The organism is Pseudomonas sp. 05N433 (genome assembly GCF_056396925.1).
This window is the reverse complement of record NZ_JBFTML010000064.1, coordinates 1-26230: the sequence shown is the minus strand read 5'-3', so window position 1 is coordinate 26230 and position 26230 is coordinate 1. Positions and strand designations below refer to the sequence as shown.

Genomic DNA, 26230 nt, shown 5'->3' with positions numbered 1-26230 from the left:
GTCATGTGTTGCGCGAGGTTGGGGCCCCCGCGTTGAATAAGCTTGAACCCTCGTCGATCCTGGGCGGTGGTGCGCAGGCCGAAGTTTTCGATATCCGGGCCGTCGTCGAGTCCCAGAGCCTGTCTGGCGCGAAATTCTTCGTCTGCCGGTGACAGCGCCGGTTGATCGRGTGAAGGTGAAGACGTCTCTGTCATGTTGCACTCCTTTGAAAGGGATCCCGTAACGGATAGGGGGAGCCCGAAGTGCCCAGTAAACAGATCTCCAAACTGGCCTTGGCGGTATATATCTATATGGGGCGCACGTGTACGGCGTTGAGGTCGATCCTCTGCTTGCCGGTTTCGAGAACGCACCCTAGTCTAGCTGTAGCGATCACGTTGGATGATGATCTGGCGGTGCTAAAACAAGGGACCTCATGAATCAAGCGCGGACTCTCGGAACGCCACGGCTGTTGGGCATCGTCTGGCCATTTATTGCCGTTGTGTTGTTTCAGGCACTGTTGGGCGGCGTCAGTCTTTACGTTCTTTCAGCGGTTCGTGGCTACGTCGGCGGTGAGAGCCTGTGGTCCAAGGGCCAGAAAGACGCCATCTATTACCTCAATCTCTACGCCGACAGTCGCGACGAGACGATTTTYCTCAAATACCAGAACGCGATTGCCGTGCCTCAGGGCGGCCATGAGTTGCGTATGGCGCTGGATCATCAGCCACCGAATATCGAGGCCGCGCGGCTCGCGATTCTCAAGGGCGGCAATCACCCGGACGACGTCCCCAGCCTGATTTGGCTGTACCTCAATTTCCGGCATTTCAGTTACCTGGAAAAAGCCATCGAGCTCTGGACGATCGGTGACGCGTACCTGGTGCGGCTCGATGACGTCGCGCGGGAAATGCATCAGGGTATCGTCGATAACCAGGCCACCGATGCCGACATCAAGCGCTGGAAGGTGCAGATTTTGGCCATCAACGATGGTGTGACGCCCCCTGCCAAAGCGTTCAGCGATGCCTTGGGCGAGGGCTCGCGCATGATTCTCCGGCTGCTGCTGGCGACGAACCTCGCCACCGCGCTGGGCCTGATCGTGCTGGCGTTGCTGCGTACCCACAAACTGCTCGAACAGCGGCATGCCTTCGCCGATGCCTTGCAGTTGGAGAAAGACCGGGCGCAGATCACCCTGCAATCGATTGGCGACGGGGTGATCACCACCGACGTCGAGGGCGCGATTGCCTACATGAACCCGGCCGCCGAGGCCTTGACTCACTGGAAGGCCGAACAGGCGACGGGGTTGCCATTGGCGGCGCTGTTCAATCTGCTGGACGAGAACGCTCAGGCCGACGGTTTTACCTTGATCGAACACATTTTGAGCGGCCAGCTCAGCGGCGGCAGCGAACATTCCAAACTGATCCAGCGACTGGATGGCAGCACGGTTTCGGTCACCCTGGTCGGTGCGCCGATCCGTAACGCGGGCAAGGTCAGTGGCACCGTGCTGGTGCTGCATGACATGACCCAGGAGCGGCAGTACATCGCCAATCTGTCCTGGCAGGCGACCCATGACGCCTTGACCGGGCTGACCAACCGCCGCGAATTCGAATATCGCCTGGAACAGGCCCTGCATAGCCTGATGCGACAAGCGGGGCGTCACGCCTTGATGTTCCTCGATCTGGATCAATTCAAACTGGTCAACGACACCTGCGGTCATGCTGCCGGCGATGAGTTGTTGCGGCATATTTGTGCGTTGCTGCAATCAGGATTGCGCGAAGGCGACACCCTGGCCCGATTGGGTGGTGACGAGTTCGGCATTCTGTTGGAAAACTGTGCGCCGGAAGCGGCTGAGAAAATTGCCGAAGTCCTGCGCCAGACTGTGCAGAACCTGCATTTTGTCTGGAAAGGCCGACCGTTCGTGACCACGGTGAGCATTGGTCTGGTGCACGTCACTCAGAGTCCGGCCACCCTCGAGGCCTCGCTGCGAGCCGCTGATATGGCCTGTTACATGGCCAAGGAAAAGGGCCGCAACCGGGTTCAGGTCTATCACGCCGACGATTCGGAACTGTCCCTGCGCTATGGCGAGATGGCTTGGGTGCAGCGCCTGCACATGGCGTTGGAGGAGGACCGCTTTTGCCTGTACTCCCAGGAAATCGCGCCTCTGGGTCTTGGCGAGCGGGACGGCGGACATATCGAAATCCTGCTGCGCCTGCATGACGAAGCCGGGCGCATGATTCTGCCGGACAGTTTCATTCCGGCCGCCGAGCGTTATGGTTTGATGACGTCGCTTGACCGCTGGGTGGTGGAGAACGTTTTCAAGGTCATTGCCCAGGCCATCGCCCAAGAGGGCGAAGAGCCGCTGGCCATGTGTGCGATAAATCTGTCAGGTATTACTATCGGAGATGAGGCGTTTCTGGACTTCCTTCGTGAACAGTTTGTTGCATATTCAATTCCGCCTGAAATGATTTGTTTTGAAATTACAGAAACCAGCGCGATTTCCAATTTGCCTAGCGCAATTAGATTTATTAATGAACTCAAAGGCTTAGGTTGCCACTTCTCATTAGATGACTTCTGTGCCGGTATGTCCTCATTCGCTTACCTGAAACATTTACCTGTAGACTTCCTGAAGATCGACGGGAGTTTCGTAAAGGATATGCTGGACGACCCGATTAACCGCGCCATGGTCGAAGTGATCAATCACATCGGGCATGTCATGGGTAAGCGCACGATTGCCGAGTTCGTTGAAACACCTCAGATCGAGCAGGCATTGCTGGAGATCGGGGTGGATTACGCTCAAGGGTATCTGATTGAACGCCCGCATCTGTTTACCTGCGACAGTTTACAAAGTCGTCCTGCCAGACCCCGGCCTTTGTTATTCAAGGCGCCCGGCACATTCCGTTGAAAGCTCCTGTCGATCTTGAAATCACAATCAAAAGGAGCGCGACAGTGATCGACACATTCAACAGAACCGGACCCCTCATGGAAGCTGCAAGTTACCCCGCCTGGGCTCAGCAATTGATTCAGGATTGCAGTGAGAGCAAGCGCCGCGTCGTCGAACATGAACTGTACCAGCGGATGCGCGATAACAAGCTCAGCGCAAAAACCATGCGTCAGTACCTCATTGGTGGCTGGCCGGTGGTCGAACAGTTCGCCTTATACATGGCACAGAACCTGGCCAAGACCCGTTTTGCACGCCACCCTGGCGAAGACATGGCGCGTCGCTGGCTGATGCGCAATATTCGCGTCGAACTGAACCATGCCGATTACTGGGTGCACTGGAGCCGTGCTCACGGTATCAGCCTGGAAGATCTGCAGGCGCAACAGGTTGCCCCTGAACTTCACGCCTTGAGTCACTGGTGCTGGCACACCAGTTCGTCGGACTCGTTGATCGTGGCTATCGCCGCCACCAACTATGCCATCGAGGGTGCTACCGGGGAGTGGTCGGCGCTGGTCTGTTCCAGTGGTGTCTATGCGGCATCGTTCCCCGAGGAAGATCGCAAGCGGGCCATGAAGTGGTTGAAGATGCACGCCCAGTACGACGATGCCCATCCTTGGGAAGCGCTGGAAATCATCTGCACCCTGGCGGGGCTGAACCCGAGCAAATCCCTGCAAATGGAATTGCGTCAGGCAGTCTGCAAAAGTTACGACTACATGTACCTGTTCCTGGAGCGATGCATGCAGTTGGAACTGGCGGCAAAAGCCCCGGTAGTCCGTGAGCGGATGGCGTTGGCCGAGAGCTAAAAGACGCAGCCTACGGCAGCTCGTAGGAGCTGCCGTAGGCTGCGATCTCTTCAAAAATATCTACCCCGCCATCGCCAACCGGTTACGCCCCTCGCGCTTGGCCACATACAGCGCACTGTCGGCTCGTCGCAACAGGCTCTCGGCAGACTCGCCGGGCAGCAGGGTCGAGCAACCCAGGCTGACCGTCAGTTCGATGGTCTTGCCTTCGGCCACATAGTCCTGGGCCTGCGCAGCGAACCGCAGTCGTTCGCCGACCATGGCCGCGGCTTCCCGGCTGGTGTTGGACAGCAGGATCATGAATTCTTCGCCTCCAAACCGGAACACCATGTCCACGTTACGCAACTGGCTTTTGATCGAGGCCGCGACGGCCTTGAGCACTTCATCGCCGGCGCTGTGCCCGTAGGTGTCGTTGATCTGTTTGAAGTGATCGATGTCCAGCATCAGCAACGACAGGGGCTGTGAGTGTCGGCGCGACATCTCGATTTCCCGTTGCAGCGTCTGATCCATCGCGATGCGATTGCCGGTGTCGGTCAGCGGGTCGCGCAAGGCGCTTTGGGTGGCGGCACGGTAGAGCAGGGCATTGCGCATCGGGTAGAGAAGCGCTGATAACAGCGATTCCAGATGGCCTTGCTCTTCATCGCTGAAACGCTGATTGCGACGGAACACCAGTTCACCCAATTGCTCGCCTTCATGACTGAGGCTGTAGCTGATCGAATGATGACCTCGCTGGCCGAACTGCAGGCGCAAGTCGCTGGGCTGATGCTCATAATTCAAGGCATCCAGCGGTACAAGGCGCTGAATTTCACGGAAGAAAAGTCCGAGAATACGTTGCGGCTCAAGACTGGTTTGCAGTTGCAGGCCCAGCTCCTGACGCAACTGCGCAAGACTGACGGGCCGCTCCAGAAGGGGAGGCTGCTGACCAAAGCCCAGGCGTTGCAATTTGGCGCTGTCGAAGTCAATTGCGTTGGTCTGGGAAGGCGATTTCATATGGCGTGAGCCCCTAAACAGTAAGACTGTCTTACAGGCTGGGTGAGAGCGGCTTTGGGCTGCGCGTCATACTGGTCCATCAGTCCCGTAGGACATTTGGCACGAGTTTAGTCCGCTTTGCCGAAGATTAGTAACCTCTCGGCTCGAGCTCTGCCCCGTCTGCTTTCACACGGCGTGTCTGAGCAAAATTAGAGCGAAAGTCGTGCCATTCGGTTCAGTCGGTTAAAAAGCGTTCTAAATCAACAAGGTTGGGGAGGTTGCGAAGGATGGTGTCGGGGGTATTGGCATTTATTTGACTTGAAACAGCAACAGTTATCACGGGCTTTGCGTGCCGCGACGGGAAGTCGTCGCGGCACAAAAGCGACGCACGGGCATTACTGAGCGTCGAACGCCTGACCGTTGATGCCGGTACTGTCCGGCCCCATCAAGTAAAGGTAGACCGGCATGATCTCCTCGGGTGTCGGGTTGTTCAGCGGATTTTCCCCAGGGTAGGCCTGAGCGCGCATGCTGGTGCGGGTGGCGCCGGGGTTGATGCTGTTGGAGCGCACGGGGGCGACGGTGTCTACTTCGTCGGCCAGGGTTTGCATCAGGCCTTCGGTGGCGAACTTGGACACGCCGTAAGCGCCCCAATACGCACGACCCTTGCGACCGACGCTGCTGGAGGTGAACACCACCGAGGCGTCCTGCGATAGCTTGAGCAGCGGCAGCAGGGTGCTGGTGAGCATGAACATGGCGTTGACGTTGACCTGCATGACGCGCATGAAGTTCTCGCCGGACAACTGCTCGATCGGTGTGCGTGGGCCGATGATCGACGCGTTGTGAAGCAAGCCGTCGAGGTGGCCGAATTCGGTTTCGATCATGGCCGCCAGTTCATCGTATTGGTGGGGCAGGGCGGTTTCCAGGTTGAACGGGATCACCACCGGTTGTGGATGCCCGGCCGCTTCGATTTCGTCGTAGACCTGAGTCAGATTGGCTTCGGTCTTGCCCAGCAGCAACACGGTGGCGCCATGAGCGGCGTAGGTTTTCGCGGCGGCAGCACCGATGCCTCGGCCAGCGCCGGTGACCAGGATGACCCGGTCCTTGAGCAATTCAGGACGGGCGGAATAATCAAACATAAAAAACCTCAACACAATTCAACAGGCAGGCATCGTATTTGTGGCGAGGGAGCTTGCTCCCGCTCGGCTGCGAAGCAGTCGTAAACCTGCAAATGCGACATACCTGACACTGCGCGATAATAAAAGGGGCCGTTTCGCAGCCCAGCGGGAGCAAGCTCCCTCGCCACAAAAGCCTCTGTCATCAGCAACTGCACAAAGCGCTATCCAGCACCAGGCGCAACTCCATTGGATGATCGACCACCACATCCGCGCCCCAATGCCGTGGGTTATCCTCCGGATGAATGTAGCCGTAGGTCACGGCGGCTGTTCTGGTGCCGGCATCGCGGCCGGATTCGATATCGCGCAGGTCGTCGCCGACGAACAGCACGCTGGCCGGATCGAGGTCGAGCATCTTGCACGCCAGGATCAACGGCTCCGGGTCCGGTTTGCTGTTCTTCACATGATCCGGGCAGATCAGCAGCGCCGAACGCTCGGCCAGCCCCAATTGCTGCATGATCGGCTCGGCGAAGCGCAGCGGCTTGTTGGTGACCACGCCCCAGATCAGGTTGGCCTTCTCGATGTCGGCCAGCAATTCGCCCATGCCGTCGAAGAGCTTGCTGTGCACCGCGCAACCTTTGACATAGCGCTCCAGAAACTCCAGGCGCAGCTCCTCGAAGCCCGGCGATTCCGGGTCCATCGAGAAAGTCACTGCAACCATCGCCCTGGCGCCGCCGGAGATCTCGTCACGGATGTGCTTGTCGTTCATCGGCGGCAAACCACGCTCGGCACGCATCGCCTGGCAGATGGCGATGAAGTCCGGCGCGGTGTCGAGCAGGGTGCCGTCCATGTCGAAAAGAACTGCTCTGATACGCATCGGCTTACTCCTCGCGCAGGGTCTGGATCATGTAGTTGACGTCGACATCGGATGCCAGTTTGTAGTGCTTGGTCAGCGGGTTGTAGGTCAGGCCGATGATGTCCTTGACGGTCAGGCCGGCCATGCGACTCCAGGCACCGAGCTCGGAAGGGCGGATGAATTTCTTGAAGTCGTGAGTGCCACGCGGCAGCAGCTTCATGATGTATTCGGCGCCGACGATGGCGAACAGATAGGCCTTCGGATTGCGGTTGATGGTGGAGAAGAACACCTGGCCGCCAGGCTTGACCATGCGGAAGCAGGCGCGGATCACCGAGGACGGATCCGGAACGTGTTCAAGCATTTCCAGGCAGGTAACGACGTCGAACTGCTCAGGCATTTCTTCGGCCAGCGCTTCGGCGGTGATTTGCCGGTACTCGACGTTTACGCCGGATTCCAGTTGATGCAATTGCGCGACCGCCAGCGGCGCTTCGCCCATGTCGATGCCCATCACGGTGGCGCCGCGCTGGGCCATGGCTTCGCTGAGGATGCCGCCGCCGCAACCGACGTCGAGGACTTTCTTGCCGGCCAGATTGACGCGCTCGTCGATCCAGTTGACCCGCAGGGGGTTGATGTCGTGCAGCGGTTTGAACTCGCTTTCGCGGTCCCACCAGCGATGGGCCAGGGCTTCGAATTTGGCGATTTCGGCGTGGTCGACGTTGCTCATGGTGTCAGTCCTCTAAAACTTGAAAAATTCTGTTGCCCCGGTTTTGGTCCAGGGTGCTTACGATTCGGTGTGGCCGCTGATGCGCCTGCCCCAAGCCTTGGCGGTGGCGCACAGTTGCGCTTCATCCAGGCGGGTCAGGCGGCGGTCGTCGAGCAGTTGCTTGCCGGCGACCCAAAGGTGTTTCACGCAGTCGCGGCCAGTGGCATATATAAGTTGCGAAACCGGGTCGTAGACCGGTTGCTGCGCCAGGCCCGACAGGTCGAATGCGACGATGTCTGCCGCCTTGCCGACTTCCAGCGAACCGGTTTGCGCTTCGATTCCCAGCGCGCGGGCGCCATTGAGCGTGGCCATGCGCAGGGCGCGATGGGCGTCCAGCGCGGTGGCCGAGCCGGCGACAGCCTTGGCCAGCAATGCGGCGGTGCGGGTTTCACCAAGCAGGTCCAGGTCATTATTGCTGGCCGCGCCATCGGTGCCGACTGCCACATTCACCCCAGCCTGCCACAAGCGCTCGACCGGGCAGAAGCCACTGGCCAGCTTCAGGTTCGACTCCGGGCAATGAATCACATTGGTGTTACTTTCTACCAGCAGCGCCAGGTCTTCATCGCTGATCTGGGTCATGTGAACGGCCTGGAAACGCGGCCCGAGCAGGCCCAGGCGGCCGAGGCGGGCCAGCGGGCGTTCGCCGCGCTGCTCCACCGACTGCTGCACTTCGAAGGCGGTTTCGTGGACATGCATGTGAATCGAGGCGTCCAGCTCTTCGGCGATCACCCGGATTTTTTCCAGGTTTTCGTCGCCCACGGTGTACGGGGCATGGGGGCCGAAGGTGACTTTGATCCGTTCGTGATGCTTGAGATCGCCGAATAATTCGACGCCCTGACGAATGGCTTCATCCGCCGTGCTGGCGCCTGGAATCGGGAAATCGAGGATCGGAATGGCGATCTGGGCGCGAATGCCGCTGTTATGTACGCGTTCGCTGGCGACCTTCGGGAAGAAATACATGTCAGAGAAGCAGGTGATGCCACCTTTGATCTGCTCGGCGATGGCCAGGTCCGTGCCGTCGCGTACGAACGCCTCGTCGACCCATTTGGCTTCGGCCGGCCAGATGTGGTCTTCCAGCCAGGTCATCAGCGGCAGATCGTCGGCCAGGCCGCGGAACAGCGTCATTGCTGCATGCCCGTGGGCATTGATCAGGCCCGGGCTGAGCAGCATGCCCGGCAATTCGCGCACTTCGGCTGCGTTAAGCTTCAAGGCTGCTGCGCGTGGGCCGATAAACACGATACGACCGTCGCGGATACCCAGGGCATGCTCTTTAAGGACCACGCCAGCCGGTTCGACGGGTACCAGCCAGGTTGGCAGCAATAATAGGTCGAGCGCAGCGGTGGGGGTCGGCATCGAGAGTCGGTTCCAGTGCTTTTGTAAAGGATGGCGAAGTATACCCGAGCGTCTTCGCGGGGGGATCGCTATAATCGGCGGCTTTTGTTCATGAGTGCGGGGTGTGGGATGCGCGATCGACTGTTGGCTGCGGAGAAGGTGAAGGCCATCGATTGGCGTGATGGCGCACTGTATTTGCTGGATCAGCGTATTTTGCCGTTCGAGGAAACCTGGATCGCCTACACCAGCGCTGCGGGTGTGGCCGAAGCCATTCGCTCGATGGTGGTGCGCGGTGCGCCGGCTATTGGCATCAGTGCGGCCTATGGCGTGGTGCTGGCGGCCCGTACCCGTTTTGCCGAAGGTGGCGACTGGCAAGCGGCGCTGGAAGAGGATTTCGCGCTGCTGGCCGACTCCCGTCCGACCGCGGTCAATCTGTTCTGGGCCTTGGGTCGCATGCGTGAGCGGCTTGAGCGCCTGAGGGAGCACGCCGATCCGTTGTCGGTGCTGGAAGCCGAAGCCATCGCCATCCACGAAAGTGATCGCGAAGCCAACCTGACCATGGCCCAGTTGGGCGTCGACCTGATCCGCAAACATCAAGGCAACGCCCAGGCGATCCTTACGCATTGCAACACCGGTGCACTGGCCACCGGTGGTTTCGGCACGGCGCTGGGGGTGATTCGCGGGGCGTTCATCGAAGGCATGGTCGAGCGCGTCTACGCCGACGAAACCCGGCCATGGCTGCAAGGTTCGCGATTGACTGCGTGGGAATTGGCCAATGAGGGTATTCCGGTGACCCTCAATGTCGATTCCGCTGCCGCGCACATCATGAAAACCAAGGGTGTGACCTGGGTGATCGTCGGCGCCGACCGGATTACCGCCAATGGCGATGTGGCGAACAAGATCGGTACCTACCAGTTGGCGGTCAACGCCATGCACCACGGCGTGCGCTTCATGGTGGTGGCGCCGAGTTCGACCATCGACATGAACCTGGCCAGTGGCGACGAGATTCCTATCGAGGAGCGTGATGGCCGCGAGTTGCTGGAAGTTGGCGGCAAGCGGGTGGGGGCAGATGTGGAAGCGTTCAACCCGGTTTTCGACGTGACCCCGGCCGACCTGATCGATGCGATCGTCACCGAAAAAGGCATCGTCGAGCGCCCGGACACCGCGAAAATGGCTCAATTGATGTGCCGCAAGCGTCTGCATTAAATCATTCAGGCTGCACGAAATCGGTGTTTACAAGTGAAAAATACGGTTGAATGCCGGTTGATCACGCCTCTAAGCCCCTCTCGTCTCCTTCAAGCCTGTCACCGGTCAACTAACTATGCTCCATGCGCATCTGGGGGATAGGTGCGTGGCGGCTCTTGTGATAACATCCGGCGGTTTCCAGGGTAGCCTGATGTGGCTGCCTTTACTGCGCAGATCCATGGCATAACTCGTTGATTTGTCGTAAGTCGGTGCATGGCACTCAGTCTGTACCGGCGAGCTTCGTTCGTCCCATATGGATGTGACGAAGTTTCACCAGAAAAAGGAATCAGGCTTCTCATGGGCGAACTGGCCAAAGAAATCCTCCCGGTCAATATCGAAGACGAGCTGAAGCAGTCCTACCTCGACTACGCGATGAGCGTTATTGTCGGGCGGGCACTGCCGGATGCGCGCGATGGCTTGAAGCCCGTGCACCGGCGTGTGCTGTTCGCGATGAGCGAGCTGGGCAACGACTTCAACAAGCCGTACAAGAAATCTGCCCGTGTTGTCGGTGACGTGATCGGTAAGTATCACCCGCACGGTGATACCGCGGTGTACGACACCATCGTTCGGATGGCGCAGCCATTCTCGCTGCGTTACCTGCTGGTGGACGGTCAGGGCAACTTCGGTTCGGTGGACGGCGACAACGCCGCGGCCATGCGATACACCGAAGTACGCATGACCAAGCTGGCGCACGAGCTGCTGGCCGACCTGCATAAAGAAACCGTGGACTGGGTGCCGAACTACGACGGCACCGAAATGATCCCCGCGGTCATGCCGACCAAGATCCCCAACCTGCTGGTCAACGGCTCCAGCGGTATCGCCGTGGGCATGGCGACCAACATTCCGCCGCACAACCTCGGTGAAGTCATCGACGGTTGCCTGGCACTCATCGACAATCCGGAGCTGACTGTCGATGAGCTGATGCAATACATCCCCGGTCCGGACTTCCCGACCGCCGCGATCATCAACGGTCGCGCCGGCATCATCGAAGCCTACCGCACCGGTCGCGGGCGCATTTACATGCGTGCCCGCTCGATCATCGAAGACATCGACAAGGTCGGTGGCCGTCAGCAGATCGTCATTACCGAACTCCCTTACCAGCTGAACAAGGCCCGTCTGATCGAGAAGATCGCCGAGCTGGTCAAAGAGAAGAAGCTTGAAGGCATCACCGAGCTGCGCGACGAGTCCGACAAGGACGGTATGCGCGTCGTGATCGAGCTGCGTCGCGGTGAAGTGCCTGAGGTGATTCTCAACAACCTCTACGCCCAGACTCAGCTGCAAAGCGTGTTCGGCATCAACATCGTTGCGCTGATCGACGGCCGTCCGCGGATCCTCAACCTCAAGGATCTGCTGGAAGCCTTCGTTCGTCACCGTCGCGAAGTCGTGACCCGTCGTACCGTGTTCGAGCTGCGTAAAGCGCGCGAACGTGGCCACATCCTGGAAGGTCAGGCGGTTGCCCTGTCGAACATCGACCCGGTCATCGCCCTGATCAAGGCTTCGCCGACCCCGTCGGAAGCCAAGGAAGCGCTGATCAGCACGCCGTGGGAGTCCTCCGCGGTGGTTGCAATGGTTGAACGTGCCGGTGCCGATTCGTGCCGTCCGGAAAACCTCGATCCACAATACGGCCTGCGCGACGGCAAGTACTTCCTGTCGCCAGAGCAGGCGCAAGCCATTCTGGAACTGCGTCTGCACCGCCTGACCGGTCTGGAGCACGAGAAGCTGCTGGCCGAGTATCAAGAGATCCTCAACCAGATCGGCGAGCTGATCCGCATCCTCAACAGCGCCACGCGCCTGATGGAAGTGATCCGCGAAGAGCTGGAAGTGATCCGCGCCGAGTACGGCGATGTGCGTCGCACCGAGATTCTCGATGCCCGTCTCGACCTGACCCTGGGCGACATGATCCCGGAAGAAGAGCGCGTCGTGACCATTTCCCACGGTGGCTACGCCAAGACCCAGCCTTTGGCTGCGTACCAGGCTCAGCGTCGTGGCGGTAAAGGTAAATCGGCTACCGGCGTGAAGGATGAGGACTACATCGCTCACCTGCTGGTCGCCAACAGCCACACCACGCTGCTGCTGTTCTCCAGCAAAGGTAAAGTGTACTGGCTGAAAACCTACGAAATCCCGGAAGCCTCCCGCGCGGCCCGTGGTCGCCCGCTGGTCAACCTGCTGCCGCTGGACAGTGATGAATACATCACCACCATGCTGCCGGTCGAGGAATACACCGAAGGTCACTTCATCTTCATGGCCACTGCCAAAGGCACCGTGAAGAAGACCCCGCTGGAATCCTTCAGTCGTCAACGCAGCGTCGGTCTGATCGCGCTGGAGCTGGATGAAGGCGACGTACTGATCTCTGCGGCCATTACCGATGGCGATCGCGAAGTCATGCTGTTCTCCGACGGCGGCAAGGTGACTCGCTTCAAGGAAACCGACGTTCGCGCCATGGGCCGTACCGCTCGCGGTGTCCGCGGGATGCGTCTGCCGGAAGGCCAGAAGCTGATTTCCATGCTGATCCCGGAAGAAGGCAGCCAGATCCTCACCGCTTCGGCGCGTGGTTTCGGCAAGCGCACCGCGATCACCGAGTTCCCTGAGTACAAGCGTGGCGGTCAGGGCGTTATCGCCATGGTCAGCAACGAGCGTAACGGTCGTCTGGTCGGCGCGGTCCAGGTGCTCGACGGCGAGGAAATCATGCTGATTTCCGACCAGGGTACGTTGGTTCGTACCCGCGTCGACGAAGTGTCCAGCCTGGGCCGTAACACCCAGGGCGTGACCCTGATCAAGCTGGCCAACGATGAAACGCTGGTGGGCCTGGAGCGGGTTCAGGAGCCGTCGGAAGTCGAAGGCGAAGAGCTGGAAGGCGAAGGGCTTGCAGGTGAAGAGGGTGCAGTGTTCGAGGGTGAGGTCGTGATCGACGATGTTGCCGACGACCAGCAACTCGACGCCGCCGCCGACGAAGAGCCGCAGGAGTAAGCGGGCAAGCAGGGGGCGGATGAAGATTCGCCCCCTTGTTGTTTGTCCTCAGGGAACTGTGGAATTGTTTTTTATGTAGGAGTTGTCGAGCGAAGCGATGCTGCGATCTCTTGATCTGGCTCTTGCTTTCGCTCAGCACTAAAAGATCGCAGCCTCGCTCTGCTCGACAGCTCCTACAGATTTATTGCGTGATACCACCAAATCAGAGCGAGATTGGATGTGAGCAAGAGAGCCTATAACTTCTGTGCCGGTCCTGCGGCGCTTCCCGAAGCTGTCCTGAAGCGCGCCCAGGCTGAACTCCTTGATTGGCACGGCAAGGGCCTGTCGGTCATGGAAATGAGCCATCGCAGCGATGAGTTCGTGTCCATTGCCACCAAGGCCGAGCAGGATCTGCGTGATCTGCTGAATATCCCCTCGAACTATAAAGTGCTGTTTCTGCAAGGTGGCGCGAGCCAGCAATTTGCTCAGATTCCGCTGAACCTGTTGCCGGAAAGCGGCACCGCCGACTATATCGACACCGGTATCTGGTCTCAGAAGGCGATCGAGGAGGCCTCGCGCTATGGCCACGTCAATGTTGCCGCGACCGCCAAGCCTTACGACTATTTCGCTGTGCCTGGTCAGAACGAATGGAACCTGTCGAAAGATGCGGCCTACGTTCACTACGCGCCGAACGAAACCATCGGCGGCCTGGAATTCCAGTGGATCCCGGAAACCGGTGATGTGCCGCTGGTCGCCGACATGTCCTCGGACATTCTTTCGCGCCCGGTGGATGTCTCGCGTTTCGGCATGATCTACGCCGGCGCCCAGAAAAACATCGGCCCGAGCGGCATCGTCGTCAACATCGTTCGCGAAGACCTGCTGGGTAACGCCCGTTCCATCTGCCCGACCATGCTCAACTACAAGGTCGCGGCCGACAACGGCTCGATGTACAACACACCGCCAACACTGGCCTGGTACTTGTCCGGCCTGGTGTTCGAGTGGCTGAAAGAGCAGGGCGGCGTCGAAGCCATCGGCAAGCTCAATGAAGTGAAGCAGCGCACGCTGTACGACTTCATCGACGCCAGCGGCTTGTACAGCAACCCGATCAACAAGTCGGACCGCTCGTGGATGAACGTGCCGTTCCGTCTGGCCGACGATCGTCTCGACAAGCCGTTCCTGGCCGGTGCCGACGAACGTGGCCTGTTGAACCTCAAAGGTCACCGTTCCGTGGGCGGCATGCGTGCCTCCATCTATAACGCCGTCGATATCGTTGCAGTCAACGCACTGGTTTCGTACATGGCAGAGTTCGAGAAGGAACACGGCTAATGTCTGAGCAAGAACTCAAGGCACTGCGCCTGCGCATTGATGCTCTGGACGAAAAGGTCCTGGAGCTGATCAGTGAGCGCGCACGCTGCGCCCAGGAAGTTGCGCGAGTAAAGATGGCCTCGCTGGCCGAAGGCGAAGTGCCGGTGTTCTATCGTCCTGAGCGTGAAGCTCAGGTGCTCAAGCGCGTGATGGAGCGTAACCAGGGGCCGCTGGGCAACGAAGAGATGGCGCGGCTGTTCCGCGAAATCATGTCCTCGTGCCTGGCCCTCGAGCAGCCGCTGAAAGTGGCTTACCTCGGCCCTGAAGGTACCTTCACTCAGGCTGCGGCCATGAAGCACTTCGGTCACGCGGTGATCAGCAAGCCAATGGCGGCGATCGACGAAGTGTTCCGTGAAGTGGCGGCCGGTGCGGTGAACTTTGGCGTGGTCCCGGTGGAAAACTCCACCGAAGGCGCGGTCAACCACACTCTCGACAGCTTCCTCGAACACGACATGGTGATCTGTGGCGAAGTCGAGCTGCGTATTCACCATCACCTGTTGGTTGGCGAAAACACCAAGACCGACAGCATCAGCCGCATCTATTCCCACGCCCAGTCCCTGGCCCAGTGCCGCAAGTGGCTGGACGCCCATTACCCGAATGTCGAGCGCGTGGCGGTGTCCAGCAACGCCGAAGCGGCCAAACGGGTCAAGGGTGAGTGGAACTCGGCAGCGATTGCCGGCGACATGGCTGCCGGCCTCTACGGGTTGACCCGTCTGGCTGAGAAAATCGAGGATCGCCCGGACAACTCCACGCGATTCCTGATGATCGGCAGCCAGGAAGTGCCGCCGACCGGTGATGACAAGACCTCGATCATCGTTTCCATGAGCAACAAGCCCGGCGCTCTCCACGAGTTGCTGGTGCCGTTCCACGACAATGGCATCGATCTGACACGGATCGAGACCCGTCCGTCGCGCAGCGGTAAATGGACCTACGTATTCTTCATCGACTTCGTCGGCCATCACCGCGACCCGCTGGTCAAAGGTGTGCTGGAAAAGATCAGTCAGGAAGCGGTGGCACTCAAGGTGCTGGGTTCCTACCCGAAAGCAGTTCTCTAAGGGCGGTAGCAAATGAGTGGCAACTTCCTCGCTCTGGCACAGCCGGGCGTGCAACAACTTTCGCCTTACGTTCCGGGCAAGCCTGTGGACGAACTGGCCCGTGAGCTGAACCTCGATCCGGCCAGCATCGTCAAGCTGGCGAGCAACGAAAACCCGTTGGGCGCCAGTCCCAAGGCGCTGGCGGCGATTCGCGAAGCGCTGGCCGAGCTGACCCGCTATCCGGACGGCAATGGTTTTGCGCTCAAAACCCTGTTGGCCGATCAGTGTCGCGTCGAGCTGAACCAAGTGACGCTGGGCAACGGCTCCAACGATATTCTGGAGCTGGTGGCGCGTGCCTATCTGGCGCCGGGCCTGAACGCGGTGTTCAGCGAGCATGCGTTTGCGGTCTATCCGATCGCGACCCAGGCCGTTGGTGCCCAGGCAAAAGTGATCCCGGCCAAAGACTGGGGTCATGATCTGCCGGCGATGCTGGCCGCGATCGATGCCGATACCCGCGTGGTGTTCATCGCCAACCCGAACAACCCGACCGGGACCTGGTTCGATGCCGAGGCGCTGGATGAATTCCTGCAGGACGTTCCGGCCCATGTGCTGGTGGTGCTGGACGAGGCCTACATCGAGTACGCCGAAGGCAGCGACTTGCCGGATGGCCTGGACTATCTGGCGGCCTATCCGAACCTGCTGGTCTCGCGCACCTTCTCCAAGGCCTATGGTCTGGCGTCGCTGCGGGTCGGCTACGGTTTGTCCTCGGCCATCGTCGCTGATGTGCTCAATCGCGTGCGTCAGCCGTTCAACGTCAACAGCCTCGCGCTGGCCGCCGCTTGTGCCGCGCTGCAAGACGTCGAGTACCTGGCTGAAAGCCGTCGCCTGAACCAATCCGGCATGCAGCAGCTTGAGGCGGGTTTCCGTGAGTTGGGGCTGAGCTGGATTCCATCCAGAGGCAACTTCATCTGTGTCGATCTGGGGCGCGTTGCTGCCCCGGTTTTCCAGGGGTTGTTGCGCGAAGGCGTGATCGTGCGTCCGGTGGCCAACTACGGCATGCCGAATCACCTGCGCATCACCATCGGTTTGCCAGCGGAAAACAGCCGCTTCCTCGAGGCGCTGACCAAGGTTATGGCTCGTGGTTGATGTCACTGCACTGCAATCTGCTGAACCTATGATCGGTCGCCTGGTGGTGGTCGGTCTGGGGTTGATCGGCGGTTCGTTTGCCAAAGGCCTGCGTGAAAGCGGTCTGTGCCGCGAAGTGGTCGGGGTCGATCTCGACCCGCAGTCGCGCAAGCTGGCGGTCGAGTTGGGTGTGGTGGATCGCTGCGAAGAAGACCTGGTGGCGGCTTGTCAGGGCGCGGACGTGATTCAGTTGGCGGTGCCGATCCTGGCCATGGAGAAACTGCTCGCGCTGTTGGCGGGCATGGATCTGGGACAGGCGATCCTGACTGACGTCGGCAGTGCCAAGGGCAATGTGGTGCGCGCGGCGACCGAAGCGTTTGGCGGCATGCCGGCGCGTTTCGTGCCAGGGCATCCGATTGCCGGTTCCGAGCAGAGCGGGGTGGAAGCCTCCAATGCTGACCTGTTCCGTCGCCATAAAGTGATTCTGACGCCGCTGGATCAGACCGATCCGGCCGCGCTGGCGGTGGTCGACCGGTTGTGGCGCGAATTGGGCGCCGACGTCGAGCACATGCAAGTCGAGCGTCATGACGAAGTGTTGGCGGCGACCAGCCATTTGCCGCACTTGCTGGCGTTCGGTTTGGTCGATTCATTGGCCAAACGCAATGAAAATCTTGAGATCTTCCGTTACGCTGCGGGCGGTTTCCGCGATTTCACAAGAATCGCCGGTAGCGACCCGGTCATGTGGCACGACATCTTCCTCGCCAACCGCGAAGCTGTCCTGCGCACACTCGATACATTTCGCAGCGACCTCGACGCCTTGCGCGACGCGGTCGATGCAGGGGATGGGCACCAATTGTTGGGCGTGTTCACTCGCGCCCGGGTTGCCCGCGAGCATTTCAGTAAAATCCTGGCCCGCCGGGCCTATGTGGACGCTATGAATTCCAACGATCTGATTTTCCTGGCACAACCTGGTGGCCGCCTGACTGGGCGGATTCGTGTACCGGGCGACAAATCGATTTCCCACCGCTCGATCATGCTCGGTTCCCTGGCCGAAGGCGTCACTGAAGTGGAAGGTTTCCTCGAGGGCGAAGACGCCCTGGCGACCTTGCAAGCTTTTCGCGACATGGGCGTCGTCATCGAAGGTCCGCACCACGGTCGCGTGACTATTCACGGCGTCGGCCTGCATGGCCTGAAGCCTGCGCCGGGCCCGATCTATCTGGGCAACTCCGGCACTTCGATGCGCCTGCTGTCTGGCCTGCTGGCTGCGCAGAACTTCGACAGCACCCTGACCGGCGACGCTTCGTTGTCCAAGCGTCCGATGAATCGCGTGGCCAATCCGCTGCGTGAAATGGGCGCTGTGATCGAGACCGCCGCTGACGGTCGTCCACCGATGACCATTCGGGGCGGCAACAAGCTCAAGGGCCTGACTTACACCATGCCGATGGCCAGTGCCCAGGTTAAATCCTGCCTGCTGCTGGCGGGTCTGTATGCCGAAGGCAAGACCACGGTCACCGAGCCGGCACCGACTCGCGACCACACCGAGCGCATGTTGCGCGGCTTCGGCTACCCGGTGACCGTTAACGGGGCGACCGCCTCGGTCGAGTCCGGCCACAAGCTGACCGCGACCCACATTGAAGTGCCGGGCGATATCTCGTCGTCGGCGTTCTTCCTGGTGGCGGCGTCGATCGCCGAAGGTTCGGAGCTGGTGCTCGAGCACGTCGGCATCAACCCGACCCGTACCGGCGTAATCGACATCCTGCGCCTGATGGGCGCTGACATCACTCTGGAAAACCAGCGTGAAGTCGGTGGCGAGCCGGTAGCCGACCTGCGCGTACGGGCAGCTAAACTCAAAGGTATCGAGATTCCCGAAGCGCTGGTGCCACTGGCTATCGACGAGTTTCCGGTGCTGTTCGTGGCGGCTGCATGTGCCGAAGGTCGCACTGTGCTGCGTGGTGCCGAAGAGCTGCGCGTGAAGGAATCGGACCGGATCCAGGTCATGGCGGACGGTCTGCTGGCGCTGGGCGTCAAGTGCGAGCCCACTCCGGACGGCCTCATCATCGACGGCGGCCAGATCGGCGGCGGCGAAGTGCACGGTCACGGCGACCACCGGATTGCCATGGCCTTCAGCGTGGCTTCACTGCGCGCCACTGCGCCGATCCGCATCCATGATTGCGCCAACGTCGCGACCTCGTTCCCGAACTTCCTCGCGCTGTGCGCGCAGGTCGGTATCCGTGTTGCACAAGAGGCTCAGTCGTGATCAGCATTGCACCGGTCATCACTATTGATGGGCCAAGCGGCTCTGGCAAAGGTACTGTCGCCGGGATTCTGGCCAAGCGCCTGGGCTGGAACCTGCTGGATTCCGGTGCACTTTATCGATTGCTGGCTTTCGCCGCGCATAACCATGGCGTCGACCTGACCAATGAGGAATTGCTCAAGAAGCTCGCCGCGCATCTGGATGTGCAGTTCATCGCAGCGACCGACGGTCAGTTGCAGCGCATTATTCTGGAAGGTGATGAAGTCAGCGATGTGATCCGTACCGAGAGTGTCGGCTCGGGTGCCTCGCAGGTCGCCGCGTTGCCTGCGGTTCGCGAGGCGTTGCTGCAGCGTCAGCGGGCTTTTCAGGAGGCGCCGGGTCTGGTGGCCGATGGTCGCGACATGGGTACGGTGGTATTTCCCGACGCGCCCTTGAAGATTTTCCTCACTGCCAGTGCCGAAGAGCGTGCGCGCCGACGTTACTTGCAGTTGAAGGGCAAAGTCGATGGTGTTAGTCTGTCGAGTCTGCTAGATGAGATACGTGCGCGCGATGAGCGTGACACCCAGCGAGCGGTAGCCCCGCTCAAACCGGCGGCTGACGCCATACAGCTGGATTCCACGGAATTATCCATCGACCAGGTGCTGGAACGCATCATGAGCGAGATCGCCATTCGCGATATCGCCGGGTGACCAAGAGGGCCGCAGGGGACCAGTCATAGTCCTGCGGAGCTTCTTTTAAATGAAACTAACCCACATCGTCTGGGATGTGGAGATGGGCGTATTCTTCGCCCTTATCAACAGGAATTAAAATGAGCGAAAGCTTTGCGGAACTCTTTGAAGAAAGCCTAAAAACCCTGAACCTTCAGGCAGGCTCCATCATCACCGGTGTTATCGTTGATATCGATTACCAAGCTCGCTGGGTAACCGTTCACGCTGGCCTGAAGTCTGAAGCACTCATCCCGCTTGAGCAGTTCTACAACGACGCTGGCGAACTGAACATCAACGTCGGTGACGAAGTTCACGTTGCTCTGGACTCGGTTGAAGACGGCTTTGGTGAAACCAAGCTGTCCCGTGAAAAAGCCAAGCGCGCTGAATGCTGGATTGTTCTGGAAGCAGCCTTCGCAGCCGAAGAAGTGGTCAAGGGCGTTATCAACGGTAAGGTTAAAGGCGGCTTCACTGTCGACGTTAACGGCATCCGTGCGTTCCTGCCAGGTTCTCTGGTTGACGTCCGTCCAGTGCGCGACACCACGCACCTGGAAGGCAAAGAGCTGGAATTCAAGGTCATCAAGCTCGACCAGAAACGCAACAACGTTGTCGTTTCCCGTCGCAGCGTCCTCGAAGCCGAGAACTCCGCCGAGCGTGAAGCTCTGCTGGAATCCCTGCAGGAAGGCCAACAAGTCAAAGGTATCGTCAAGAACCTCACCGATTACGGCGCATTCGTCGATCTGGGTGGCGTCGATGGCCTGCTGCACATTACCGACATGGCTTGGAAGCGTATCAAGCATCCTTCCGAAATCGTCAACGTTGGCGACGAGATCGATGTCAAGGTTCTGAAGTACGATCGCGAGCGCAATCGTGTTTCCCTGGGCCTCAAGCAACTGGGCGAAGATCCATGGGTTGCTATCAAAGCCCGTTACCCAGAAAGCACTCGCGTTACCGCTCGTGTAACCAACCTGACCGACTACGGCTGCTTCGCTGAGCTGGAAGAAGGCGTTGAAGGTCTGGTGCACGTTTCCGAAATGGACTGGACCAACAAGAACATCCACCCTTCGAAAGTCGTACAAGTCGGCGACGAAGTGGAAGTTATGGTTCTGGACATCGACGAAGAGCGTCGTCGTATCTCCCTCGGCATCAAGCAGTGCAAATCTAACCCATGGGAAGATTTCTCTGGCCAGTTCAACAAGGGCGATAAAATCTCCGGCACCATCAAGTCGATCACCGATTTCGGTATCTTCATTGGTCTGGACGGCGGCATCGACGGTCTGGTTCACCTGTCCGACATCTCCTGGAACGAAGTGGGCGAAGAAGCCGTACGCCGCTTCAAGAAAGGCGACGAGCTGGACACCGTTATCCTGTCGGTTGACCCAGAGCGCGAGCGCATCTCCCTGGGTATCAAGCAACTGGAAAGCGATCCGTTCTCCGAGTACGTTCAAGAGAACGACAAAGGCGCCATCGTTAAAGGCATCGTGAAAGAAGTTGACGCTAAAGGCGCCATCATCACTCTGGCCGACGATATCGAAGCGACTCTGAAAGCCTCCGAAATCAGCCGTGACCGCGTTGAAGACGCGCGCAACGTTCTGAAAGAAGGCCAGGAAGTAGAAGCCAAGATCATCAGCGTTGATCGCAAGAGCCGCGTAATCCAGCTCTCCATCAAGTCGAAAGATGATGCTGAAGAGAAAGAAGCAATCCAGAGCTTGAAAGACAAGCCTGCTGCTGACATCGCTGCTGGTCCTACCACTCTGGGCGACCTGTTGCGTGCACAAATGGAAAAACAGAACTGAGTTCTGTTAGACCATAGAAAAAGGGCGACTTCGGTCGCCCTTTTTTGTGTCTGCGATTTGGTGGATTCAGGGTGTGTGGGGATTGCAGTGTTTCATTCATGAAACCAATGATTTGATTGGGTTGTCTGTTTCTTCAAGTAGGTCAATCGTCTATTCAAGGCTAGGCTTAGTCTGAAGTGAACGACCGCTGGGTTGCGTATCCGGCATAAGGAAGTGAATGAATAAGCTCATTGTCGTGATAGCAGTAATGACATTGGCAGGTTGTACCACCAGCGCCAAGACTCATGTGGTGCGCGGCGTCAGTGGTATAGAGGTCGATTGTTCGGGATTGGGCTCAGGATGGGAGAGGTGTCACAAGCGAGCGGCCAAGGAGTGTAAAGGGGCAGGTTATAAAGTCATCGTAAGGTCTGATGACGCCAAGGAGGAAGATATATTCCCTTTCGGTTTCAATCCCGCGGGCTATTTGACACGCACCATGCTGGTTATCTGCAGGTGAGTGTGTGGGTTCGATCAGAGTTCCGGTGCCTTGAAATCGGGCATCTCGCTGCTGGGGATGATATGTCAACGCTCGGGCTGTTCAAATTACTCGGGGCATGCTAAAACCTTTGAAGCGCTGATCTAGCTGCTTGAAAAAGAAGGGAAAAATATGACGAAGTCGGAGTTGATCGAACGAATTGTCACCCATCAAGGGCTACTCTCATCTAAAGATGTGGAGCTGGCCATCAAGACCATGCTTGAGCAAATGTCCCAATGTCTGGCCACTGGTGATCGAATCGAGATCCGTGGTTTTGGCAGCTTTTCACTGCACTATCGCGCGCCGCGCGTGGGGCGTAATCCAAAAACCGGTCAGTCCGTCAGCCTTGACGGCAAGTTCGTTCCACATTTCAAGCCAGGCAAAGAACTGCGTGATCGTGTGAACGAGGATGAGGAGGAAGGGCTTTGACGGCTGTTGCACTCCAGGGAGCCGCTGATGCGTAACTTCAAGCGCGTACTCCTCGCTGTATTTGTCCTGTTGCTTGTTCTGGCGATCCTGGCGTTCGTTCTTGAGAATCAGCAGGCCATGTCACTGCTGTTCCTGGGGTGGGCGAGCCCGCAGTTGCCAGTGTCGTTGATCATGGTGATTACGTTGCTGATCGGTATGGTGATAGGGCCGGTTCTCGGCTGGTTTCTGGGGCGTACGTCCAGAGCCTCACGCAAGCGCCTTGTCTGATTGCGACAAACCCATGGTGAGCATCGGATTTGCATCACAGCTTGTCTATATCCATTAGTAAAACCTTCATTTAGCTGTAAAATGCTGCGCTTATCCGATAGTGGCATATTCCCACATCGGTTCAGACTGACTCTGTCAGAAGCCTCAGCGAATTTGATGGCTTTTGCATTCATGGATTCGACAGTGCTCGGTTGGCGGCCCTGTCAGCAACTCAAGGGTATGGTTTCGCGTGAAAATTCTAGTTACCGGCGGCGCCGGGTTTATTGGCTCGGCGGTCATCCGTCATATCATCTCCAACACCACTGACGCTGTCGTTAACGTCGATAAGCTGACTTATGCCGGCAATCTTGAGTCCTTGGCCGAAGTCAGCGAAGACCCGCGCTATGCGTTCGAGCGCGTCGATATCTGTGACCGCGATCAAATTGACCGTGTCCTGCGTGAACACCAACCGGATGCCATCATGCACCTGGCCGCAGAGTCCCACGTTGATCGCTCGATCTCCGGCCCGTCCGAATTCATCCAGACCAACATTATTGGCACTTACACCCTGCTTGAAGCTGCGCGCCACTACTGGGCGGCGCTGGATGACGCGCGTAAAGCCAGCTTCCGCTTCCACCACATTTCGACTGACGAAGTTTACGGAGACCTTGAAGGTCCGGAAGACCTCTTCACCGAAACAACGCCATATCAGCCAAGTTCGCCTTACTCCGCGAGCAAGGCCAGTTCCGATCACCTGGTTCGCGCCTGGAGCCGTACTTATGGCTTGCCGACCCTGGTCACCAACTGCTCGAACAACTACGGTCCTTGCCACTTCCCTGAGAAGTTGATCCCGCTGATCATTCTCAACGCGCTGGAAGGCAAGCCGCTGCCGGTCTACGGCAAAGGCAATCAGGTCCGTGACTGGCTCTACGTCGAAGACCACGCCCGCGCACTCTACAAAGTCGTGACCGAAGGTGTTATCGGCGAGACCTACAACATCGGCGGCCATAACGAGAAACAAAACATCGAAGTGGTGCATACCCTTTGTGCACTGCTCGACGAGCTGCGTCCAGACTCCGCTCATCGTCCACACGCCAGCCTGATCACCTACGTTCAGGATCGCCCGGGCCACGACCAGCGTTACGCGATCGACGCCAGCAAGATCCAGCGTGAGCTGGGTTGGACGCCGGAAGAGACTTTTGAAACCGGCATCCGCAAAACCGTCGAGTGGTATCTGAACAACGCTGAGTGGGTCGCTCACGTGAAGAGCGGCAGCTACCAGCAATGGATCGACCAGAACTACACGGACCGTTCGGACAAGGCATGAAAATCCTCCTGTTGGGAAAAAACGGTCAAGTGGGCTGGGAGCTGCAACGCTCCCTGGCGCCTCTTGGTGAACTGATCGCATTGGATCGTCACCCGGTTGATGGTTTGAGCGGTGACCTGTCTGATCTCGATGCGTTGCGCACGACGATTCGTCAGGTCAAACCAGACGTCATCGTCAACGCAGCGGCCTACACGGCGGTCGATAAAGCTGAGTCCGAGACAGAGTTGGCCGACCGCGTGAACGGTCAGGCGAGTCAGGTCATGGCTGAAGAGGCGGCATCTCTAGGGGCGTGGCTGATTCACTACTCGACCGATTACGTGTTCAGCGGTGAAGGCCTGACGCCATGGCAAGAGACAGATGCTGTCGCGCCGGTGAATCACTACGGTGCCAGCAAACTTGCCGGCGAGCAGGCGATTATCGCCTCCGGCTGCAAGCACCTGATCTTCCGCACCAGTTGGGTCTATGGCGCACGCGGCAACAACTTCGCCAAGACTATGTTGCGCCTGGCCAAGGATCGCGAAACCCTGAGCGTCATCGCCGACCAGATCGGCGCCCCTACCGGCGCAGACCTGATCGCCGACGTGACGGCGCTGGCTATTCAGCAAGTCTTGCAGCGTCCTGAGCTGGCGGGCCTGTATCATCTGGCGGCCGCTGGCGAAGTGTCCTGGCACGGCTATGCCAGCCATGTGATTGGTTTTGCCAAGGCCAACGGTGAAGAGCTTGCTGTCACGGCAATCAATCCGATCGACACGACCGCTTATCCAACACCGGCACGCCGCCCTCTGAATTCCCGGTTGAACACTCAGAAGCTGCGCGAAAATTTTTCTCTACACTTGCCGGATTGGCAAAGTGGTGTCACCCGAATGCTTATGGAAGTCCTGAATAAATGACCACGACAAATCGTAAAGGCATCATCCTCGCTGGCGGCTCGGGCACTCGTCTGCACCCGCTGACCCTCGGCGTATCCAAGCAAATGCTGCCAATCTACGACAAGCCGATGATCTTCTATCCGCTGTCGGTGCTGATGCTCGCCGGTATGCGCGAAGTCCTGATTATCTCCACGCCTGAAGACCTGCCATGTTTCCAGAAGTTGTTGGGTGACGGCAGCCTGTACGGCATCAAGCTGACTTATGCCGAGCAACCTAGCCCGGATGGTCTGGCTCAGGCTTTCATCATCGGCGAAGAATTCATTGGCAAGGATCCTTGCTGCCTGATCCTGGGCGACAACATCTTTTACGGTCAACACTTCTCGGACAACCTGCGTTCGGCTAGCACTCAAGAACGCGGCGCGACTGTATTCGGCTATCACGTGTCGGATCCAGAGCGTTTTGGTGTCGTCGAGTTCGACGCTGCCGGCCGTGCCTTGAGCATCGAAGAGAAGCCGCTGAAGCCAAAATCCAGCTACGCGGTGACTGGCCTGTACTTCTACGACAACCAGGTTGTCGAGATCGCCAAGAACATCAAGCCATCCGAGCGTGGCGAGTTGGAAATCACCGACGTTAACCGCGCCTACCTCGAGCAAAACACCCTCAATGTAGAAATGCTCGGACGCGGTTTTGCCTGGCTGGACACGGGGACTCACGACTCGTTGCTCGAGGCCAGTCACTTCGTGCACACGATCGAGCAGCGTCAAGGCTTGAAAGTGGCCTGCCTGGAGGAGATCGCCTACAACAACGGTTGGATTACCGCTGAACAGTTGGGCGCTCAGGCCGATAGGCTGAAGAAGACTGGCTATGGTCAGTACCTGCAAAAACTGCTGGATTTGGATTCCCTCTGAGTCGAGAGGGTTTACTTTCAAACCTAGCGTTTAATCCGAGCAAGCAGGAATAGCATGCCAGTAAAACATCCCAAGGTTGCAGTTTTGCTGGCTGCGTACAACGGAATGCAGTGGATTGAGGAGCAATTGGTCTCGATTCTCGGCCAGTTATCGGTCGACGTTACCCTGCACATTAGCATCGACCCCTCCACTGACGGCACCGAGGCGTGGTGTAGAGCTTATGCGGCTGAGCATCCAGCAGTTGTAGTGCTTCCGGATGCCAATCGCTTCGGCGGAGCATCGCGCAACTTCTTTCGGCTGATCCGGGACGTCGACTTCGATGGCTACGACTTCGTCGCCTTTGCCGATCAGGACGACATCTGGTATCCCGATAAGCTGCACAGAGCAACCCAGGCGTTGCAGGCACGAGGAGTGGATGCCTACTCCAGTAACGTGACGGCGTTCTGGCCAAATGGCAGAACCCTGCTGCTGGACAAGGCGCAACCTCAGGTCGCCTGGGATTTTTTGTTCGAGGCAGCCGGGCCTGGCTGCACCTATGTCTTTAGAAAAAGCCTGATAGAAGCCTTGAAAGGCTCGATGCTCGCCAACTGGCAGCAACTGCAAGGTGTAACTTTGCATGACTGGTATTTCTACGCCTTTGCGCGCAGTCATGGTTACCGTTGGTATATCGACCCGTTACCCAGCATGGATTACCGGCAGCACGAGCGTAATCAGGTGGGTGCCAACAC

The 26230-nt window shown here is 58.6% G+C and carries 23 protein-coding genes; 17 read left to right on the top strand and 6 right to left on the bottom strand.

Translation table 11 applies throughout. The features are described 5' to 3' along the window. A partial coding sequence (locus AC1DIS_RS25805) for a hypothetical protein (protein ID WP_477781160.1) occupies positions 1-194 on the bottom strand: 194 nt, incomplete at its 3' end. Positions 195-412: 218 nt separating this feature from the next. Between AC1DIS_RS25805 and AC1DIS_RS25800 the strand changes: the two genes are divergently transcribed. Together AC1DIS_RS25800 and AC1DIS_RS25795 are read left to right on the top strand one after the other, a co-directional pair. After that, positions 413-2872: an EAL domain-containing protein gene (locus AC1DIS_RS25800; protein WP_436275193.1), complete on the top strand. Its 2460-nt coding sequence runs from the start codon at positions 413-415 to the stop codon at positions 2870-2872. Positions 2873-2949: 77 nt separating this feature from the next. After that, positions 2950-3711: an iron-containing redox enzyme family protein gene (locus AC1DIS_RS25795; protein WP_218584820.1), complete on the top strand. Its 762-nt coding sequence runs from the start codon at positions 2950-2952 to the stop codon at positions 3709-3711. 60 nt (positions 3712-3771) lie between these two features. Here the strand turns inward: AC1DIS_RS25795 and AC1DIS_RS25790 are convergent, their stop codons facing one another. From AC1DIS_RS25790 to AC1DIS_RS25770, 5 genes are all read right to left on the bottom strand, one after another. Continuing rightward, on the bottom strand, positions 3772-4698 hold the full coding sequence (locus AC1DIS_RS25790; RefSeq protein ID WP_018929860.1) for a GGDEF domain-containing protein: 927 nt from the start codon (positions 4696-4698) through the stop codon (positions 3772-3774). A 374-nt stretch (positions 4699-5072) separates the two neighbouring features. Then, positions 5073-5813 (bottom strand): YciK family oxidoreductase, encoded by a 741-nt coding sequence (locus tag AC1DIS_RS25785; protein ID WP_007939907.1) that lies wholly within the window; start codon positions 5811-5813, stop codon positions 5073-5075. Positions 5814-5994: 181 nt separating this feature from the next. Beyond that, on the bottom strand, positions 5995-6666 hold the full coding sequence (gene mupP / locus AC1DIS_RS25780) for an N-acetylmuramic acid 6-phosphate phosphatase MupP (RefSeq protein WP_018929859.1): 672 nt from the start codon (positions 6664-6666) through the stop codon (positions 5995-5997). Between the two features lie 4 nt (positions 6667-6670). Then, positions 6671-7369 (bottom strand): bifunctional 2-polyprenyl-6-hydroxyphenol methylase/3-demethylubiquinol 3-O-methyltransferase UbiG, encoded by a 699-nt coding sequence (gene ubiG, locus AC1DIS_RS25775; protein WP_018929858.1) that lies wholly within the window; start codon positions 7367-7369, stop codon positions 6671-6673. A gap of 57 nt (positions 7370-7426) precedes the next feature. Beyond that, positions 7427-8761: a TRZ/ATZ family hydrolase gene (locus AC1DIS_RS25770; protein WP_192350951.1), complete on the bottom strand. Its 1335-nt coding sequence runs from the start codon at positions 8759-8761 to the stop codon at positions 7427-7429. A 108-nt stretch (positions 8762-8869) separates the two neighbouring features. On the opposite strand from AC1DIS_RS25770, the gene mtnA reads away from it, so the two are divergent. From mtnA to AC1DIS_RS25695, 15 genes are all read left to right on the top strand, one after another. Further along, positions 8870-9946 (top strand): S-methyl-5-thioribose-1-phosphate isomerase, encoded by a 1077-nt coding sequence (mtnA, locus tag AC1DIS_RS25765; RefSeq protein WP_018929856.1) that lies wholly within the window; start codon positions 8870-8872, stop codon positions 9944-9946. A 336-nt stretch (positions 9947-10282) separates the two neighbouring features. Further along, positions 10283-12952, top strand: a complete 2670-nt coding sequence (gene gyrA, locus AC1DIS_RS25760) for a DNA gyrase subunit A (protein ID WP_018929855.1) — start codon at positions 10283-10285, stop codon at positions 12950-12952. A 219-nt stretch (positions 12953-13171) separates the two neighbouring features. Further along, on the top strand, positions 13172-14257 hold the full coding sequence (serC, locus tag AC1DIS_RS25755; protein ID WP_086944626.1) for a 3-phosphoserine/phosphohydroxythreonine transaminase: 1086 nt from the start codon (positions 13172-13174) through the stop codon (positions 14255-14257). After that, the gene (gene pheA, locus AC1DIS_RS25750) at positions 14257-15351 is read left to right on the top strand and encodes a prephenate dehydratase (protein ID WP_007899727.1); all 1095 of its coding nucleotides are present in this window, start codon (positions 14257-14259) and stop codon (positions 15349-15351) included. The genes serC and pheA overlap by 1 nt, the downstream gene beginning before the upstream one ends. A 12-nt stretch (positions 15352-15363) precedes the next feature. Next, the gene (hisC, locus tag AC1DIS_RS25745) at positions 15364-16476 is read left to right on the top strand and encodes a histidinol-phosphate transaminase (protein WP_086944627.1); all 1113 of its coding nucleotides are present in this window, start codon (positions 15364-15366) and stop codon (positions 16474-16476) included. Between the two features lie 28 nt (positions 16477-16504). Next, positions 16505-18712, top strand: a complete 2208-nt coding sequence (locus AC1DIS_RS25740) for a bifunctional prephenate dehydrogenase/3-phosphoshikimate 1-carboxyvinyltransferase (RefSeq protein WP_018929852.1) — start codon at positions 16505-16507, stop codon at positions 18710-18712. After that, entirely contained in the window at positions 18709-19398 is a 690-nt protein-coding gene (cmk, locus tag AC1DIS_RS25735; RefSeq protein ID WP_007939921.1) for a (d)CMP kinase, read from the top strand. The genes AC1DIS_RS25740 and cmk overlap by 4 nt, the downstream gene beginning before the upstream one ends. A 119-nt stretch (positions 19399-19517) precedes the next feature. Further along, positions 19518-21209, top strand: coding sequence for a 30S ribosomal protein S1 (gene rpsA, locus AC1DIS_RS25730; RefSeq protein ID WP_018929851.1), 1692 nt, complete (start codon positions 19518-19520; stop codon positions 21207-21209). A gap of 217 nt (positions 21210-21426) precedes the next feature. Continuing rightward, positions 21427-21705: a hypothetical protein gene (locus AC1DIS_RS25725; RefSeq protein WP_019650498.1), complete on the top strand. Its 279-nt coding sequence runs from the start codon at positions 21427-21429 to the stop codon at positions 21703-21705. Positions 21706-21855: 150 nt separating this feature from the next. Continuing rightward, entirely contained in the window at positions 21856-22152 is a 297-nt protein-coding gene (gene ihfB / locus AC1DIS_RS25720) for an integration host factor subunit beta (protein ID WP_003369729.1), read from the top strand. Between the two features lie 27 nt (positions 22153-22179). Further along, positions 22180-22419 (top strand): LapA family protein, encoded by a 240-nt coding sequence (locus AC1DIS_RS25715; RefSeq protein WP_064616656.1) that lies wholly within the window; start codon positions 22180-22182, stop codon positions 22417-22419. A 229-nt stretch (positions 22420-22648) separates the two neighbouring features. Further along, on the top strand, positions 22649-23725 hold the full coding sequence (rfbB, locus tag AC1DIS_RS25710) for a dTDP-glucose 4,6-dehydratase (RefSeq protein WP_086944628.1): 1077 nt from the start codon (positions 22649-22651) through the stop codon (positions 23723-23725). Next, entirely contained in the window at positions 23722-24615 is an 894-nt protein-coding gene (gene rfbD, locus AC1DIS_RS25705; RefSeq protein ID WP_111454896.1) for a dTDP-4-dehydrorhamnose reductase, read from the top strand. The genes rfbB and rfbD overlap by 4 nt, the downstream gene beginning before the upstream one ends. After that, on the top strand, positions 24612-25502 hold the full coding sequence (gene rfbA / locus AC1DIS_RS25700) for a glucose-1-phosphate thymidylyltransferase RfbA (protein ID WP_064616662.1): 891 nt from the start codon (positions 24612-24614) through the stop codon (positions 25500-25502). The genes rfbD and rfbA overlap by 4 nt, the downstream gene beginning before the upstream one ends. Before the next feature lie 54 nt (positions 25503-25556). Next, on the top strand, positions 25557-26230 hold a 674-nt coding region (locus AC1DIS_RS25695; RefSeq protein WP_477781159.1), incomplete at its 3' end, for a glycosyltransferase.

What these genes read in the sequence shown, in the direction of transcription:
- rfbA (WP_064616662.1), top strand. Translation starts at nt 24,612, where the DNA reads ATGACCACGACAAATCGTAAAGGCATCATCCTCGCTGGCGGCTCGGGC.
- hisC (WP_086944627.1), top strand. Translation starts at nt 15,364, where the DNA reads ATGAGTGGCAACTTCCTCGCTCTGGCACAGCCGGGCGTGCAACAACTT.
- AC1DIS_RS25770 (WP_192350951.1), bottom strand. Translation starts at nt 8,761, where the DNA reads ATGCCGACCCCCACCGCTGCGCTCGACCTATTATTGCTGCCAACCTGG.
- mupP (WP_018929859.1), bottom strand. Translation starts at nt 6,666, where the DNA reads ATGCGTATCAGAGCAGTTCTTTTCGACATGGACGGCACCCTGCTCGAC.
- ihfB (WP_003369729.1), top strand. Translation starts at nt 21,856, where the DNA reads ATGACGAAGTCGGAGTTGATCGAACGAATTGTCACCCATCAAGGGCTA.
- AC1DIS_RS25795 (WP_218584820.1), top strand. Translation starts at nt 2,950, where the DNA reads ATGGAAGCTGCAAGTTACCCCGCCTGGGCTCAGCAATTGATTCAGGAT.
- AC1DIS_RS25785 (WP_007939907.1), bottom strand. Translation starts at nt 5,813, where the DNA reads ATGTTTGATTATTCCGCCCGTCCTGAATTGCTCAAGGACCGGGTCATC.
- pheA (WP_007899727.1), top strand. Translation starts at nt 14,257, where the DNA reads ATGTCTGAGCAAGAACTCAAGGCACTGCGCCTGCGCATTGATGCTCTG.
- AC1DIS_RS25740 (WP_018929852.1), top strand. Translation starts at nt 16,505, where the DNA reads ATGATCGGTCGCCTGGTGGTGGTCGGTCTGGGGTTGATCGGCGGTTCG.
- rpsA (WP_018929851.1), top strand. Translation starts at nt 19,518, where the DNA reads ATGAGCGAAAGCTTTGCGGAACTCTTTGAAGAAAGCCTAAAAACCCTG.
- ubiG (WP_018929858.1), bottom strand. Translation starts at nt 7,369, where the DNA reads ATGAGCAACGTCGACCACGCCGAAATCGCCAAATTCGAAGCCCTGGCC.
- gyrA (WP_018929855.1), top strand. Translation starts at nt 10,283, where the DNA reads ATGGGCGAACTGGCCAAAGAAATCCTCCCGGTCAATATCGAAGACGAG.
- rfbD (WP_111454896.1), top strand. Translation starts at nt 23,722, where the DNA reads ATGAAAATCCTCCTGTTGGGAAAAAACGGTCAAGTGGGCTGGGAGCTG.
- AC1DIS_RS25790 (WP_018929860.1), bottom strand. Translation starts at nt 4,698, where the DNA reads ATGAAATCGCCTTCCCAGACCAACGCAATTGACTTCGACAGCGCCAAA.
- AC1DIS_RS25725 (WP_019650498.1), top strand. Translation starts at nt 21,427, where the DNA reads ATGAATAAGCTCATTGTCGTGATAGCAGTAATGACATTGGCAGGTTGT.
- AC1DIS_RS25715 (WP_064616656.1), top strand. Translation starts at nt 22,180, where the DNA reads ATGCGTAACTTCAAGCGCGTACTCCTCGCTGTATTTGTCCTGTTGCTT.
- mtnA (WP_018929856.1), top strand. Translation starts at nt 8,870, where the DNA reads ATGCGCGATCGACTGTTGGCTGCGGAGAAGGTGAAGGCCATCGATTGG.